Origin of the sequence: Gibbsiella greigii, from assembly GCF_039540155.1 — a bacterium.
GTDB lineage: Bacteria > Pseudomonadota > Gammaproteobacteria > Enterobacterales > Enterobacteriaceae > Gibbsiella > Gibbsiella quercinecans.
Genome location: NZ_BAABEM010000011.1, coordinates 1 through 16,039 on the forward strand (window position 1 = coordinate 1; position 16,039 = coordinate 16,039).

Here is a 16,039-nt window from a genome sequence, read left to right on the forward strand (position 1 = left end):
GAGCGTGACATACTGGTTCGGGAACGGGTGGCATGCGTGAACAGTTTACGCGCCATGCTGGCCGAGTTTGGTCTCATTATGCCTACCGGACATTGCGCTTTTCATCAGGGCATTCCCGATATCCTGGGGAACGGAGATATTGCACTGTCCCCCTTTGTGCGTCGCAGCGTTGCGCGCCAGTTTGAGCATATTCTTGCGCTCGAAGACCAGGTTACCCTGATTGAACAAGAACTCAGTCAGTGGGCGAAAAGCCAGCCAGCCTGTCAGCGGGTGATGAAAGTGCCGGGAGTAGGGCTGATGACCGCGACCTACCTGGTGGCGTCGGTAGGCAATGGGCAGCAATTTCATTGTGCAAAGCANGCCGTTGCGGCGGTGATTGAACGGCACAGGGAAACGATGCCGTGGTTGTTCGCCTTGCTACAGAAGAAAAACTACAACGTGGCCGTGGTGGCCCAGACGAGCAAAACGGCCCGCATTCTGTGGTCGATGCGGGTGAAGGGAACAGAATATCGCCCTGCTGCCCCCATTGAGGCGACCTCAATGGGGGCAGCAAGCGTAAACGCAGTCCGGTAGTTGCCCGTGTAATCAAGAAGATGGCGAAACAGGTAAGACCACAGGTGAGACACGCCGTAATCGGTCAGGGCAATGTAGCCCGTACGGATGGTTAGGCGCTCACCTGGCGGATTTCATCATGGTTCGGTTCACAGCAAGACCCCGAAAGAAACCGGATATATGGCTGCAATACCTGTTCACGTTTTCAGAAAAAAACATTGGCATTATCGGAGCGTCCATATAAGGCCGATTGAGGCGAGACAAACAGGGAGGTTTGTCGTAGCCGACCCGCCCGGCGACGGGGACACCCGCGCAGCGGGCAGGCCATGTTAAGCGCAGGCCGGGGTGTCGGGGCCGGGCCTTCGGCCCTGACAATTGCCTGCCACTATTGCCGCAAAGAAATTCGATACGATTAAGGCAATTCCCTTTACACGGCGGGTTACAGATACTGTTTCGCCGACGTTGTTTGTTGGATGTGTGGAAGAACGCGCGTTAGTGCTTAAACATCACATGCCGAACAACCGTGTAATCTTCCAGCCCATACATCGACATATCCTTGCCGTACCCCGACAGCTTCTGCCCGCCGTGCGGCATTTCACTCACCAACATGAAGTGCGTATTCACCCAGGTGCAACCATACTGCAAGCGGGCGCTCAGGCGGTGCGCGCGGCCAACGTCCTGCGTCCATACCGAAGACGCCAGGCCATAGTCAGACGCATTGGCCCAGGCCAGCGCTTGTGCTTCATCTTCGAACGGCGTAATGGTCACTACCGGCCCAAACACCTCGCGCTGCACAATTTCGTCCTCCTGGCGCGCGCCGGCCAGCAGCGTCGGCTGGAAATAGTACCCCGGGCCGTCCACTCTCTCACCGCCGGTAACCACCTGAATGTGCGGCAGCGCCTTGGCGCGCTCGACAAAGCCGCTCACCCGCTCCAGGTGCTGTTGAGTGATCAATGGCCCAAGCTCGGTGCTGCTGTCGTCCGGCGAGCCGATTTTCAGGCTGGCGACCGCTTCGCCCAGCGCCTTCACCAGTTCAGGATAGATACCCTTCTGTGCATAGATACGGCAGGCGGCGGTGCAGTCTTGCCCGGCATTGTAGTAACCGAAGGTACGGATGCCTTCCACCACCGCGGCCAAATCGGCGTCGTCAAACACCAACACCGGCGCCTTGCCGCCCAGTTCCATATGGGTGCGCTTCACCCCCTGCGACGTGTGGGCGATAATGTGCGAACCGGTCGCGATCGAACCGGTGAGCGAAACCATACGCACTTTGGCATGCCCGGTCAGGGCGTCGCCCACGCTGGCGCCTGCGCCGAACAGCACATTCAGCACGCCGGCCGGGAATAGCCCGGCGGCCAGTTCAGCCAGTTTGAAAGCAGTCAGCGGCGTCTGCTCGGCGGGTTTCAGCACCACGCAGTTGCCCGCCGCCAACGCCGGCGCCAACTTCCAGGCCACCATCATCAGCGGATAGTTCCACGGCGCGATCGACGCCACCACGCCAAGCGGATCGCGGCGGATCATTGAAGTGTGGTCCGCCAGATATTCACCGGCGGCCAACCCGCCAAGGCAGCGGCTGGCGCCGGCAAAGAAGCGGAACACGTCCACCACCGCTGGCAGTTCGTCATTAAGCACCGCATGGTAAGGCTTGCCACAGTCCTGCGATTCAAGACGGGCAAAAATTTCCGCGTTTTGTTCTATCAAATCGGCCAGCTTCAGCAGGTGTTCGGAGCGCTCTTTCGGCGTGGTCTGGCCCCAGGTCGCGAAGGCCGTATCGGCAGCCTGTACCGCCTGATCGACCTGCTCGGAGCTCGCCTGTGCAATTTGCGCAATCACCTCACCCGTCGCCGGGTTATACACCGGCAATTTTTCGCCCTGGCCGGTCACCAGTTGGCCGTTAATCAGCAGTTGACTTTGCATAGGGGTATCCTTTTGTGTTCATTAACCCTGGTTCTACAAGTTTGCAGACATCAGCATATAAAGGCAGTGGCGCAGAGCTATTTGCCGCTGCCGGCAACGCCTTCCCCACCTTTGGTGAGGTAATAGGCACCCAAAATCGGGATCATGGTCATCACCATTACCGCTAGCGCCACCACGTTGGTGATCGGCACGTCACGCGGCCGGCTCAACTGATTGAGCAGCCACAGCGGCAGCGTGCGTTCGTGCCCGGCGGTAAAGGTGGTGACGATGATTTCATCAAACGACAACGCAAAAGCCAGCATCCCGCCCGCCAACAGCGCCGAACCGAGGTTCGGCAGGATCACATGGCGGAAGGTTTGCCAGCCATCGGCGCCAAGATCCATCGAAGCCTCAATCAGGCTGTACGACGTGCGCCGAAAGCGCGCTATAACGTTGTTAAACACAATCACCACACAGAACGTGGCGTGGCCGATAACGATGGTCATCATCCCCGGTTCAATATCCAACGCCTTAAACGCCGCCAACAGCGCGATACCGGTAACGATCCCCGGCAGCGCGATCGGCAACAGCAGCAGCAGTGAGATGCTTTCCTTACCGAAAAAGTCGCGGCGATACAGCGCGGCGGCGGCCAACGTGCCGAGGATCAATGCGATCACCGTCGCCAGACAGGCGATCTGCACCGAAAGCCACACCGCATCCATAATGTCCTGGCGGCCGGCGGCCACGCTGAACCAGTGCAGGGTGAAGCCGCGCGGCGGAAAACTGAACGCCGCGTCCTCCGTATTAAAAGCATAAATAGCAATAATCACCAATGGAAAATGTAAGAAGACCAGGCCGCCCCAGGCGGCGATCTTCAGGGCTAATGGCGCGCGTTCAGAGTGCATCAAAGGCCCCCAGACGTTTCACAATGGAAAGATAAATGGCGATCAGTACGATGGGCACCAGCGTGAACGCCGCCGCCATCGGCATATTGCCGATCGCCCCCTGCTGGGCATACACCATGCTGCCGATGAAATAGCCCGGCGGCCCCACCAGCTGCGGCACGATGAAATCCCCCAGCGTCAGCGAGAAGGTGAAGATCGAACCGGCGGCGATCCCCGGCACGGCCAGCGGAAGTATCACATGGCGGAAGGTCTGCGCCGGGCGTGCGCCCAGATCCGCCGAGGCCTGCAACAGCGACGGCGGCAAGCGCTCCAGCGCCGCCTGGATCGGCAGGATCATGAACGGCAGCCAGATATAGACGAACACCAGAAAACGCCCCAGCCCGGATGTCGACAGGGTATTACCGCCCACGCCGGGCACCGACAGGATCGCCGTCAGCACCGGCTCCAGGCCAAGGTGCGTCAGGAACCACTGCACCACGCCGTCTTTTGCCAGCAACAGCGTCCAGGCGTAAGCCTTAACGATGTAGCTGGCCCACATCGGCATCATCACCGCGATATAAAACAGCGCCTTCACCTTGCCGCTGGTGTAGCGCGCCATGTAATAGGCGATGGGAAATGCCACCACTGCGCTGGCCAGTGAAACCACAATCGCCATCGTTAACGTACGCACGATGATGTCGTAATTGGCCGGGTTGAGCAGCGCACGCAGGTTGTCGAAGGTCAGATCCGGCGTCACCGTCATGGTGAAATCATCAAAGGTGTAAAAGCCCTGCCACAGCAACGTCAGCAGCGATCCCAGATACACCGCGCCAAACCACAGGAGCGGCGGCACCAGCAGCAACGACAGGTACAGCGTAGGTTTGCGATACAGGAAAGTTGATAGCGCACGCATCCTACCGCCGCGCGCCCTGGGGCAGTCAATGCTCATATCCATCTCACCTCTCCTCCAGCTCCACCATCGCCTCGCGCGCCCAACAGGCGGTCACCGGCTGGCCAATGGTTGGCAAGGGTTGCGCTGCAGGCCATTGCGGGTTGGCCTGGCTGACCAATAGCTTCTCGCCGTTGGTCAGTATGATTTCATAACGCGTGGCCGCTCCCTGATATTGAATATCCTGCAAGGTGCCCTGCACCTGCACATCGCCATGAGCTGCGTCTATCCCATCCAACAGACGAATATGTTCCGGGCGGATGGAGTAAGTGGCGCCCTGGCCCAGCAGTTGCTGCGCCAGTTCACGGCGCACCACGTTCGACGTGCCGACAAATTCGGCGACGAACGGCGTTTTGGGGCGCATATACAGCTCACGCGGCGCATCTACCTGCTCAATGCGGCCGTTGTTGAATACCGCCACCCGATCGGACATCGACAAGGCTTCACTCTGATCGTGAGTGACGAAAATAAAGGTGATCCCCAACTGGCGCTGCAGCTTCTTCAGCTCGCCCTGCATCTGCTCGCGTAGCTTCAGATCCAGCGCGCCCAGCGGTTCATCAAGCAGCAGCACCCGCGGGCGGTTGACCAACGCGCGCGCCAGCGCCACCCGCTGGCGTTGGCCGCCGGAAAGGTGCGCCGGTTTGCGCTGGCTAACAAAACCCAGCGCCACGCTTTCCAGCGCTTCCTGCGCACGCGCCAGGCGCTCTGATTTGGACACGCCCTTCACCATCAGGCCATAGGCGACGTTTTCCAGCACCGACATATGCGGGAACAACGCGTAATCCTGGAATACGGTGTTCACATCACGCTGGTAAGGCGGCAGGCCGGCGGCTTCCTGGCCGTGGATACGAATGGCGCCGGCGCTCGGTTGTTCAAAGCCGGCGATCAAACGCAAGCAGGTGGTTTTGCCCGAGCCGGAAGGCCCGAGCATGGAAAAAAACTCGCCATCTTGAATATCAATGGATACACGATCAACAGCGCGAACATCGCCGAAAACCCGCGAAACATCTATAAACTGCACGGCAATGGTCATAATCATCGCTCCCAATTTTACCGAAATCCGTCAACGCGGCGCAGCCGGGCGGAGGCTTGGCGGCATACGGTGCCGCCCACAGCCAGGTCGGCTACGCATCCGCGGCCTTAACGCCCACCCATAATGGCGATATAGTCCTGCGTCCAGCGGCTGTAAGGGACAAACTTACCGCCCTGGGCCTGTGGCGTTTTCCAGAAAGCGATTTTGTCGAACTGGTTGAATCCATTGGTTTCACAGCCTTTCTCGCCCAGCAGCGTGCTGGCCTTGCAGCCGGCGGGCGCCGCAGGCACCGAGCCAAACCAGGCGGCGATATCGCCCTGCACTTTCGGCTCCAGCGACCAGTTCATCCATTGGTAGGCGCAGTTCGGGTGTTTGGCTTCGGCGTGCAACATGGTGCTGTCGGCCCAGCCGGTCACGCCCTCTTTCGGGAAGACGGTGGCGATCGGCTGCCCTTCCCCTTTCAAGGCGTTGGCCTGATAAGGCCAGGCGCTGGAGGCGACGATGCCTTCATTTTTGAAGTCGCTCATTTGCACCGAGGTGTCATGCCAGTAGCGATGCACCAACGCATGCTGGCTGCGCAGCAGCTTCAGCACCGCCTGGTACTGCTCTTCATTCAATTGGTACGGATCGGTAATACCGAGCTGGGGTTGGGCGGTTTTCAGGTACAGCGCCGCATCGGCGATGTAAATCGGCCCATCATAGGCCTGCACGCGGCCCTGGTTGGTTTTGCCGTCCGGCAGGGTTTGCTGTTCGAAGACCACGGCCCAGCTATCCGGCGGCGTTGGGAAGGTTTTGGTGTTGTACATCAGCAGGTTCGGCCCCCACTGATAGGGCGTGCCGTAGGTTTTGCCGGCAACGGTATACCACGGGCCGTTCAGCAGGCGCGGATCGATGTTTTTCCAGTTCGGGATCAACGCGGTATTGATCGGCTGCACCCGCTTGCCGAAAATCAATCGCAGCGAGGCATCGCCGGAGGCCGTAACCAGATCGTAGCCCCCTTTGGCCATCAGGCTGACCATCTCATCAGACGTAGCGGCGGTTTTTACATTCACCGCACAGCCGGTTTGCTTTTCAAACTGGGTGACCCAGTCATATTGTTTGTCGGTCTGGCCGCGCTCGATATAACCCGGCCAGGCGATAATATCCAGGCGCCCTTCGCCCTTGCCAATCTGCTGCGGAAGTTCGGCAGCCAGAGCCTGGCCGCAAAGCACCGTGAAACAGAGTGCGGAGAGCGTGGAGACAGTGGTGGTTTTTCCCATCGTAATTTCCCCTGTATTGCGTATGTTACGTTTTATTACGGCAGGGAACGGCTGCCGCGGTTTTTATCCCCGTTCTCTTTCAGGCCACAGCGGCGTTTTTAGGGCGTGCGTGCGCCGCCTTGCCACGGCCTGAAAGCTATCAGGTGTAATTTATAATTCGCTAAAATGCGGGTTTAACTTTCGCCATCACATGCCTGACCACGCTGTAGTCCTGCAGTGAATCGCTGGAGAGATCCTTGCCGTAGCCCGAGCGCTTCATGCCGCCGTGGGGCATTTCACTCACCAACGTAAAATGGGTATTGATCCAGGTGCTGCCGTATTGCAGATGGGCGGCAATGTGCAGCGCCCGATCGATATTCTGCGTCCACACCGAGGAAGCCAGGCCGTATTCCGAATCGTTCGCCCAGTCGACCGCCTGCTCCAGCGCCTCAAAGCGCGTGACGCTGACCGCCGGGCCGAAGACCTCGCGCTGTACGATTTCGTCGCTTTGCCGGCAACCGGCCAGCAGCGTGGGCTGGTAGTAAAAGCCAGGCCCCGAATGTTCGGCGCCGCCGGTGATAAGCTCAATATGCGGCTGGCTGAGCGCACGTTCGACAAAGCTGGCGACGCGATCGCGCTGGCGTGCGCTGATCAAGGGGCCCATCTCGTTTTCTTCGTCGCGCGAGCGGGCAAAACGCAGGCTGGACACCGCTTCACCCAGCGCGTCCACCAGCCGTGGATAAATCCCGGCCTGAGCATAGATACGGCAGGCGGCGGTACAGTCTTGCCCGGCGTTGTAATAGCCGAAGGTGCGGATACTGCTGACCACCTCATCCAGATCGGCGTCGTCACAGACGATCACCGGGGCCTTGCCGCCCAGTTCCAGATGGGTGCGTTTGATGTTTTTCACCGACGCCTGCAGGATTTTCTGCCCGGTGACGATATCGCCGGTAACCGACACCAGCCTCACCTGCGGGTGGCCGACCAAATGGCTGCCGACGCTCTCCCCGCCGCCATAAACCACGTTCAGGACACCGGGCGGCAGAATCTCCTGCAATGCCGGCACCAGCGCCAGAATAGTCAGCGGCGTATGCTCAGACGGTTTGAAAACTACGGTATTGCCAGCCGCTAGCGCCGGCGCAATCTTCCACGCCGCCATCATTAGCGGGTAATTCCAGGGCGCGATTGAAGCCACCACGCCCAGCGGATCGCGGCGGATCATGGAAGTGTGCCCGGCCATGTATTCGCCGGCCAGTTGCCCTTGCTGCGTGCGCACGGCGCCGGCAAAGAAACGGAACACGTCGACGGCGGCCGGTAAATCATCATTGAGCGCCAGGTGCAGCGGCTTGCCGCAGTTGAGCGCTTCAAGCTGTGCCAGGCGTTCGGCCTGGTGTTCGATAGCGTTGGCGATGCGTAACAAAAGCGAAGAGCGATAGGCCGGCGTGGTACGCGCCCACTGGCTGAACGCCTGCTGCGCGGCCTGCACCGCGTGGCCGACCTGCGTGGAAGAGGCTTCGGCGATGGAAACCAGCGTTTCGCCGGTCGCAGGATTGATAATGCTTTCATTCCGGCCTTCGCCAGCCACCGATTGCCCGTTAATGTACTGTTGGCAGGTAAAGCCCGTCGGGAAGCACACATCCACCATTGCGTATCCCTCTTGTTAACTAAATGTGATAAGCCGGTTTTATCAGACTAGGCGAGACGAAGGCGGGCAACAAATTCTAAATACTGAACGCCGCGTTCGGTTAAACCGAATGCTTGGCGGCGGCGCTCATCGTGCTGTTTTCTCGAGCAATGGTCAGGAACGGCGTGACCAGCTCCGGCCGCGCGCTGCCGCGCCGCCAGGCCAGGCCGATATCCAACGGCTCCAGCAAATCCACCAGCTTGCGCGCTTCAATCAGGTTGCCTTCCAGCGACCAGGCGCGGTAGGCCATATCGGGCTGAATGGAAATCCCAATGCCGGCGGCAACCAGGCTGCGTACCGCTTCCGTCGAGGCGGTTTTCATCGCGATATCCGGCTTCAGGCCAGCGCGCGCCCAGATACGCTGCGCGTGCATATCCATTTCATCTACGTTGAGCTGGATCAGTGGCTGCTTGGCCACGTCCGCCAGGCTGATGCTTTCATGCTCCAGCAGCGGGTGCAGCGGCGGCAGCCACAGGCGGTACGGCGAGTGCATCAGCACTTCGGTTTGCAAGGCGTCACGGTCTTCGATGTTGGACAGAATAAGCACGCCGATATCGATTTCACCGTTAACCAGCAGGTGCTCGATATACCGGCGCTCGTCTTCGATCACCCGCAGGGTGACGTTGGGGTAAGCAGACTGAAAGCGCTTTAACAGCTCCACCAGAAAATAGCCGGCCACCAGGCTGGTCACGCCGATAGTCAGCTTGCCGGTCAGGCTTTCCGTGCCCAGTTGCAGGCTGCGCCGGGCGTTGTCGACGGTCGCCAGGATCAAATAAGACTGGCGTAAAAACTGGTGGCCATGATGCGTCAGCTCCATGCCTTTGGCGTGACGATCGAACAGGCGGACACCGATATCGGTTTCCAACTGTTGGATCGCTTGCGTCAGCGAAGATTGGGAAACAAACACCGTTTGCGCCGCGGCAGAAATTGAGCCATTTTCAGCCACGGCAATGAAATGGCGGATCTGGCGTAACGTCATCATGGCAAGAACCTCAAACAAAACATACGGTTTGAGTATATGTATTTGCCTGCGGCCGATCGAGTAACCTGCGAAAAACGCGATAGCGTTCGCTTTTTCCGAATGATAACAGTGGGAAATAGCGAGTTTTGCAACGACTGCGGTTTGATTACACGGGCGGAGAAAGAAAAAATGCGCCACCAATGAGAAAGGCGCAGCACGCTGCGCCTTGATAAACAGGAAGGGAAACGGCCGCCGCCGCACAGCGTTTAGCGGGGCGCGGCCGCAATGGCGAAATTAGATCGCCTCTTCGTCCTGCTCGCCGGTGCGGATCCTTATCACCCGCGCCACGTCAAACACAAAGATTTTGCCGTCTCCGATTTTACCGGTCTGGGCCGTCTGCATGATGGTTTCCACGCAGGTGTCTACGATATCGTCAGGCACGACGATTTCCACTTTCACCTTCGGCAGGAAGTCGACCATGTACTCGGCACCACGATACAATTCGGTGTGGCCTTTCTGGCGACCAAAGCCTTTCACTTCGGTGACGGTCATCCCGGTGATGCCGACTTCAGCCAGCGCTTCGCGGACGTCATCCAGTTTGAACGGCTTGATAATAGCGTCAATTTTCTTCATGGCGTTTCCTTAATTACCAATTTTTGCGGCCAAAGCCGGATGTGATCGGATAGCGACGATCCTTGCCGAAGTTACGGGCAGTGATACGTGGCCCGACGGGGGCCTGACGGCGCTTGTATTCGTTAATGTCTACCAGGCGGATCACCTTGCGCACCGTGGCTTCGTCAAATCCCTCGGCTACCAGATCGGCCACCGATTTATCAAGCTCCACGTAGCCGCCCAGGATCGCATCCAGGATATCGTACGGCGGCAGGCTGTCTTGATCGACTTGATCCGGCGCCAGCTCGGCGGATGGCGGACGATCGATCACCCGCTGTGGGATCACGTAAGAGACGGTATTACGGTATTCCGCTAGCTTGAACACCAGGGTTTTCGGCACATCTTTCAGCACGTCAAAGCCCCCGGCCATATCGCCGTACAGCGTCGCATACCCCACCGCCATCTCGCTCTTGTTGCCGGTGGTCAACACGATGCTGCGCCGTTTATTGGACAGCGCCATCAACACCACCCCACGGCAACGCGCTTGCAAGTTTTCTTCTGTGGTGTCACGTTCGGTGCCGGCAAACATCGGCGCAAGCTGGCCCATAAACGCATCAAACATCGGCTCAATCGAGACGATATCGAAATCCACACCGAGGATCTCGGCTTCTTCTTTCGCATCGGCAATGCTGATATCTGCAGTGTAGCGGAACGGCATCATTAACGCCTGAACCTTGTCTTTGCCCAGCGCATCCACCGCAATGGCCAACGTCAGTGCGGAATCGATACCGCCAGACAGGCCGAGCACCGCCCCCTTGAAGCCGTTTTTGGTCACGTAGTCACGCACGGCCAGCACCAACGCCTGATAGATTTGCGCCAGCGCCGGCAGCTCTGCCGGCGGTTCCGCCATCGGCAGCGGCGCCAGATCGTTGAATTGCAGCATCGTCACCTGTTCAGCGAACGCCGCCAACCGATGGGTCATATTGCCCGCGCCGTCAAACACTTTGGAGCCGCCGTCAAAAATCAGCTCATCCTGGCCGCCAACCTGGTTCAGATACACCAGCGGCAGCCCAGTGCGCTGGCAGTGGCCGGCCATCAGCGTTTTACGCACGTACGGTTTTTCACGGTTATACGGTGAAGCGTTGATGGACAGCAGGATCTCGGCCCCTGCCGCGCTGGCGGCGTCGACCGGTTCAGGGAACCACATGTCTTCGCAAATCAACAGCCCCAAGCGGTAGCCTTTCAATTCAACCACGCAGTTTTCCGTGCCTTCACGGAAATAGCGTTTCTCATCAAAAACGCCGTAGTTCGGCAGGCGCTGTTTAAAGTAGCGCGCCAGCAGTTTCCCTTCAGAAAACAGCGACAGCGCGTTATACAACGCCCCGTCTTCACGCCACGGGTGGCCGACCAGGATCCCCACTTCGCCGGACGCCTGCTGCAGCCGGGCCAGCTGTGCATCGCAGCGCTGGTAGAAATCGTCGCGATACAGCAGGTCTTCCGGCGGATAGCCGGACAGCGCCAGTTCGGTGAACATAACCAGATCGGCTCCCGCCGCCTGCTGCTCCTGCACAATTTGCAACATACGTTCGGTGTTGCCTTCAATATCGCCCACCAGCAAATTCAGCTGGGCCAGAGCGATGGAAAGTGATCTGCTCATTGTTTCGATCTCGCTTAATACGATCCAAATTCACGACGAACGGTCATGCCGCAAAAAAAGAAACCGGAGTGTAAAACATTCCAGGCCATTTGTTGAGAACCCGCGTTACCGCAGGCCCGGCAAGAAAACATCATTCTTTGAAATCGTTCGCGTCCAATTCGTGGCGCGATAACAATTTATAGAACTCCGTACGGTTGCGGCCCGCCATGCGCGCCGCCTGGGTGACGTTCCCTTTGGTAATCTGCAGCAGCTTGCGCAGATAGTGTAATTCAAACTGATTACGCGCTTCGACAAACGTCGGCAACGCGGTATTTTCGCCCTCCAGCGCCTGCTCGACCAGCGCTTCGCCGATCACCGGCGCCGAAGTCAGCGCCACGCACTGTTCGATCACGTTGACCAGTTGGCGCACATTGCCCGGCCAGCTGGCGGTCATCAGCCGCTTCATCGCATCGGTAGAGAAACTGCGCACAAACGGCTTATGCCGGTTAGCGGCAACCCGCAACAGGTGGTTCGCCAACAGCGGAATATCCTCCGCACGCTCGTTCAGCGCCGGGATTTTCAGATTAACCACGTTCAGGCGGTAGTAGAGATCTTCACGGAATTCGTTTTTCGCCATCGCTTTTTGCAGATCGCGGTGCGTGGCGGAAATAATGCGCACGTCGATGTCCAGATCGCGATTGCTGCCCAGCGGGCGCACCTTGCGCTCCTGCAATACGCGCAGCAGCTTTACCTGCAAAGAAAGCGGCATATCGCCGATTTCATCCAGGAACAGCGTGCCGCCCGCCGCCGCCTGGAACAGCCCTTCACGGTTGCTTACCGCACCGGTGAAGGCGCCTTTGGCGTGGCCGAACAGTTCCGATTCCAGCAGTTGCTCCGGCAGCGCACCGCAGTTGATGGCGATAAAAGCCTTGCCTGCGCGCGGGCTGGCGCCGTGGATTGCCTGGGCCAACACCTCTTTGCCGGTGCCGCTTTGGCCATTGATCAACACGCTGACGTCAGACTGCGCCACCATTTTCGCCTGCTCCAGCAGGCGCAGCATAATCGGGCTGCGGGTGATGATATCCTCACGCCAGCTTTCATCGCCGGCCGGCGCGGCAAGCGCCAGCGCCTCGTCAATCGCCTTGTACAACGCATCGCGATCCACCGGCTTGGTAAGGAAGCTGAACACCCCCTTTTGGGTGGCGGAGACCGCATCCGGGATCGAACCGTGGGCGGTCAGGATGATCACCGGCATCCCCGGCTGGTGCTTCTGGATTTCCGCAAACAGCGCCATGCCGTCCATTTCATCCATCCGCAGATCGCTTATCACCAGATCGATCTGCTCACGCGCCAGCAGGCGCAAGGCCTCCTGGCCGCTTTCGGCGGTGGTGACGTGAAAACCTTCACTGCTCAGACGCATGCCCAGCAGCTTCAACAGGCTTGGATCATCGTCTACCAACAACAGGTTGGCCGGTTTACGTGCGGTCATTGCGCGTCAGACTCCTTGTTATCAGGCAGCGGCATCTCGCTATCTTCTGGCTCCACCGGCAGCGCCGTACCCTTCTCCGGCATAGATTCCGGCGCCGCTTTTTTGGCCGGGGCGCTGCCCTTGCCGCTGTTATCCGGCCGGGTGGCGTTTTCCGGAATGTCGCCCTGCAACTGTTTGCGCGAAGAAAGCCGCCGCTCAATATCAGTCAGGTTTTCCAGCTTGCGCGACGTTTCCTGCAGTTGCGTTTGCAGGCCTAGTTGGCTTTGGCGAAGCGCATCAATCTGGCTGTCGCTGCTTTCCTGCAACCGCTGATAACGGGCCTTTTCATCAGCCAGCGCAATCTGCAAGGCCTGCTGCTGGCTCCAGATCTGCAGTAACGGGCGCAGCGCATTCGGGAACTCCAGGCTGTAGCTGTTCACGCGCTCGGCCTGTTGCCGGCGCTCTGCCACCACGGGCTGTGCGGCGCCAAGCAGGATAGCTTGCTTAAAGGCGCCGTCCCAGTGGCCATTTTCCACGGTTTTCGCCAGCGTGCGCGCCTGATTGGCGCTCAGGCTTTCCGCACATTCCATGGCACGCAGCCAGTAAAGCGAATTCTCCAGCGTTTCCTGTTCATCGAGCTGCCACAGTGTGCCGCAGGCGGCAAGGCGAAAATCCACCACTTTGCTGTCCGGGATGGTTTCTTGTTGTTGCAGGGCCAGGCTGCCGCTCACGGCGCGTTCAGCGCAACCCGCCAACAGGAACGGCGCTAAAAAAAGCATTCCCCATAAAGAAAGAGGATGTTTGTTGAGCAACGCTCCCTGCGTTGCTCGTTCACGCGTTATGCGACGTGGGCGTTTAAGCCATGTAGACATTTTTTATTCATTCTCGGCGGTTAATGGCAATTCAATACGGAAGCAGACGTCAGCGCCATCTACGCTGACCAACTGCAACTCTCCACGCATGCGGCGGATACAGTCCCGAGCAATGCTCAACCCCAGCCCACTTCCTTTTACCGCCCCTTTCCGCTGGTGACTCCCTTGGAAAAAAGGCTCAAAAATCATGGCTTGTTCGGACTCGGGAATCGGCGTACCGGTATTGGCGACATCGATCTGCACGCGTTGCCCAACCCGGCGGCTGCGGATCCAAATGTTACCGGATTCCTTGCCGTAGTGCACCGCATTGGAATAGAGATTATCCAGCACACGCATTAATAGCGTAGGCTCTGCCCAGCAAATTTCCGCCTCGAGTTCAACCTCGGTTGCGATCAGTTTGGCGCGCGCGGGCAAACTGTGGGCGGCGACCACCGCCTCGACCAGGGCGACCAGCGCGACCTTTTCATGTTCCGCCGGCCCATCGGCCATCTTGCGGTTATAGTCCAGCAACTGTTCGATCAGGCGTTGCAGATGGCGGCTGCTTTGATCGAGGATCGCCACCACCTCTTTTTGATCCGGCGTCAGCGAGCCGACCACTTCATCCGCCAGCAGCTCGGTGCCCTCGCGCATACTGGCCAATGGCGTTTTCAATTCATGCGAAATATGGCGCAAAAACTCATGGCGCTGTGATTCCAGCCACGCCAGGCGCTCACTCAACCAGATAATGCGCTGCGCCAGGGAGCGCAGCTCACGCGGCCCCTTGAAGGTCGCAGTGCTGCCCAGCGCCCGCCCTTCGCCAAGGCGGTTGATCATGCGTTCTACCGCCTTGACCGGGCCGATGATCATCCGGGTAAACAAACCCACCAGCAACACGCTGACCAGAAACAGCAGCAGCGCCTGCCAGCCAAAGAACTGGCCACGCTCGGCGATCGCCCGTTGCAACTGCTGGCCGCGGGAAAACACCACCGTGCGCGTTGCCTGGACCATTTCGGCGTTTGAGCGGGAGAAAGATTCCAGCAATTCAGAGGTATCGGCGTCGGGGCCGCTATTGTGGCATTTTATCGCCGCCAGTTGCGTCAGCAGGCCGCGCAACGTTTGATAATAGCGTTCATCCGGCAACACCGGCGCATGGGCATCCAACATTTGCGAATACTGCTTGCGCTGATTTTGGTAAAGCCGCGCCAGCGTTGGATCCACCAGCACGCAGTATTGGCGGTAGCTGCGTTCCATTTCCAGCGCCACGCTGGTCATCGCTTCACTGCGGCGCGCATCAACCAACGTGGTGCGGTTAATGTCCGCCGCCTGCGCACTCAGGTGATCCAGGCTCTGGTAGGCCTGATACGCCAGGACCAGCAACGGCAGCAGCACCAGCAGGAAGGCCATCAATACCAGTTGGCGCAGCGAGCGCGGGGATATACGCCATTTTTTCAACGAAATCATCTCATGGTTTCTCTTCTGCTGTGATGCTAACCGAGTCGCTGGTAAGAAAAAAGCCCAGGCGGGAAGAATCCGCTGATCCACGGCGCCCCGCCAGGATAAGCCTTAAAAAAGCACCAATTTATCCACCATGCAGCGGTATTTGGCGCCAAAGCAGCGTTGGCAACAGAACAGGATAGAGACGGCAGTGAGGGACGGGTTATAGAGCGGATAAGACAGGGAAGCGCGGGGCAACGCTGTGCCCCGCGGCAGGAATGCGTGGATGCTGTGTTTCGCCCCAGGCCGATGCATCACAAGTGACATCGTTATTGCTGCGCCAGGCAGCCAAGGCGGAGCATCCGGTTTTGATGAATGCGTCACCAAAACTCGATACAGGCGGTGCCTCACTCCACGTGTCGCCCGATGCTTGATAAAGCGCTTGCGCGGCTGTTATCGGTTTGGTTGGACGATAGGCACCATTTCTTTGGCATCATTCTGGGCTTATGAGGTATGTTGCCGATCTATGCCGGACCATCATAAAAAGTTGAATGAGCAACTGGTGGGTATAATGCATGTGGCGTGCCAAACTTGCAAAATAAAAAATAACAAATTGAAAATAATAAGTTTTATTTTACAGCATAGATAATTCATCGGGGAATGCCCGGCAAATGGCGTACGATAATTCGCTATACCGTCGCCAAAACCCGACATCCAAACACAGAAAATATAATCAGAATATAAATCAATGAATTGCATGTCACCTTTTGGCGACAGGCGAAATCAGGTTTGTCGCTAAAAACCGACAATGGCGGATATCAGGCACAACATGGGGTGGAAA

Annotated in this window: 13 protein-coding genes; 1 reads left to right on the top strand and 12 read right to left on the bottom strand. The window is 58.4% G+C overall.

All coding sequences use genetic code 11. The features are described from left to right. The coding region (locus tag AC559G_RS11100) for a transposase (RefSeq protein ID WP_498912590.1) at positions 1–573 on the top strand (573 nt) is incomplete at its 5' end. A gap of 471 nt (positions 574–1,044) precedes the next feature. On the opposite strand, the gene patD is transcribed toward AC559G_RS11100, so the two are convergent. The 12 genes from patD to AC559G_RS11160 form a co-directional block, all read right to left on the bottom strand. After that, positions 1,045–2,469, bottom strand: a complete 1,425-nt coding sequence (gene patD, locus AC559G_RS11105) for a gamma-aminobutyraldehyde dehydrogenase (protein ID WP_498912591.1) — start codon at positions 2,467–2,469, stop codon at positions 1,045–1,047. 77 nt (positions 2,470–2,546) lie between these two features. Beyond that, positions 2,547–3,353: an ABC transporter permease gene (locus AC559G_RS11110; RefSeq protein ID WP_279023841.1), complete on the bottom strand. Its 807-nt coding sequence runs from the start codon at positions 3,351–3,353 to the stop codon at positions 2,547–2,549. Beyond that, on the bottom strand, positions 3,343–4,287 hold the full coding sequence (locus AC559G_RS11115) for an ABC transporter permease (RefSeq protein ID WP_498912592.1): 945 nt from the start codon (positions 4,285–4,287) through the stop codon (positions 3,343–3,345). Before AC559G_RS11115 ends, AC559G_RS11110 begins: the two co-directional genes overlap by 11 nt. Before the next feature lies 1 nt (position 4,288). Beyond that, positions 4,289–5,314 (bottom strand): ABC transporter ATP-binding protein, encoded by a 1,026-nt coding sequence (locus tag AC559G_RS11120; RefSeq protein ID WP_498912593.1) that lies wholly within the window; start codon positions 5,312–5,314, stop codon positions 4,289–4,291. A 107-nt stretch (positions 5,315–5,421) separates the two neighbouring features. Beyond that, a complete protein-coding gene (ydcS, locus tag AC559G_RS11125) occupies positions 5,422–6,573 on the bottom strand; it encodes an ABC transporter substrate-binding protein (RefSeq protein WP_498912594.1) in 1,152 nt (383 codons plus the stop codon). Between the two features lie 160 nt (positions 6,574–6,733). Then, positions 6,734–8,197, bottom strand: a complete 1,464-nt coding sequence (locus AC559G_RS11130) for a gamma-aminobutyraldehyde dehydrogenase (RefSeq protein ID WP_498912595.1) — start codon at positions 8,195–8,197, stop codon at positions 6,734–6,736. A 100-nt stretch (positions 8,198–8,297) separates the two neighbouring features. Further along, positions 8,298–9,218 (bottom strand): LysR substrate-binding domain-containing protein, encoded by a 921-nt coding sequence (locus tag AC559G_RS11135; RefSeq protein WP_095849081.1) that lies wholly within the window; start codon positions 9,216–9,218, stop codon positions 8,298–8,300. Positions 9,219–9,491: 273 nt separating this feature from the next. Further along, positions 9,492–9,830, bottom strand: coding sequence for a nitrogen regulatory protein P-II (gene glnB, locus AC559G_RS11140; protein ID WP_095847582.1), 339 nt, complete (start codon positions 9,828–9,830; stop codon positions 9,492–9,494). A 13-nt stretch (positions 9,831–9,843) separates the two neighbouring features. Next, positions 9,844–11,466, bottom strand: a complete 1,623-nt coding sequence (locus AC559G_RS11145) for a glutamine-dependent NAD(+) synthetase (RefSeq protein ID WP_498912596.1) — start codon at positions 11,464–11,466, stop codon at positions 9,844–9,846. 130 nt (positions 11,467–11,596) lie between these two features. After that, on the bottom strand, positions 11,597–12,934 hold the full coding sequence (gene glrR, locus AC559G_RS11150) for a two-component system response regulator QseF/GlrR (protein ID WP_498912597.1): 1,338 nt from the start codon (positions 12,932–12,934) through the stop codon (positions 11,597–11,599). After that, positions 12,931–13,692 carry a two-component system QseEF-associated lipoprotein QseG gene (qseG, locus tag AC559G_RS11155; protein ID WP_498912598.1) on the bottom strand — a complete coding sequence of 254 codons (762 nt, stop codon included), beginning with the start codon at positions 13,690–13,692 and terminating at the stop codon, positions 12,931–12,933. Before qseG ends, glrR begins: the two co-directional genes overlap by 4 nt. Positions 13,693–13,788: 96 nt before the next feature. Further along, positions 13,789–15,225 (bottom strand): sensor histidine kinase, encoded by a 1,437-nt coding sequence (locus AC559G_RS11160; RefSeq protein WP_498912599.1) that lies wholly within the window; start codon positions 15,223–15,225, stop codon positions 13,789–13,791. Positions 15,226–16,039: the final 814 nt, after the last annotated feature.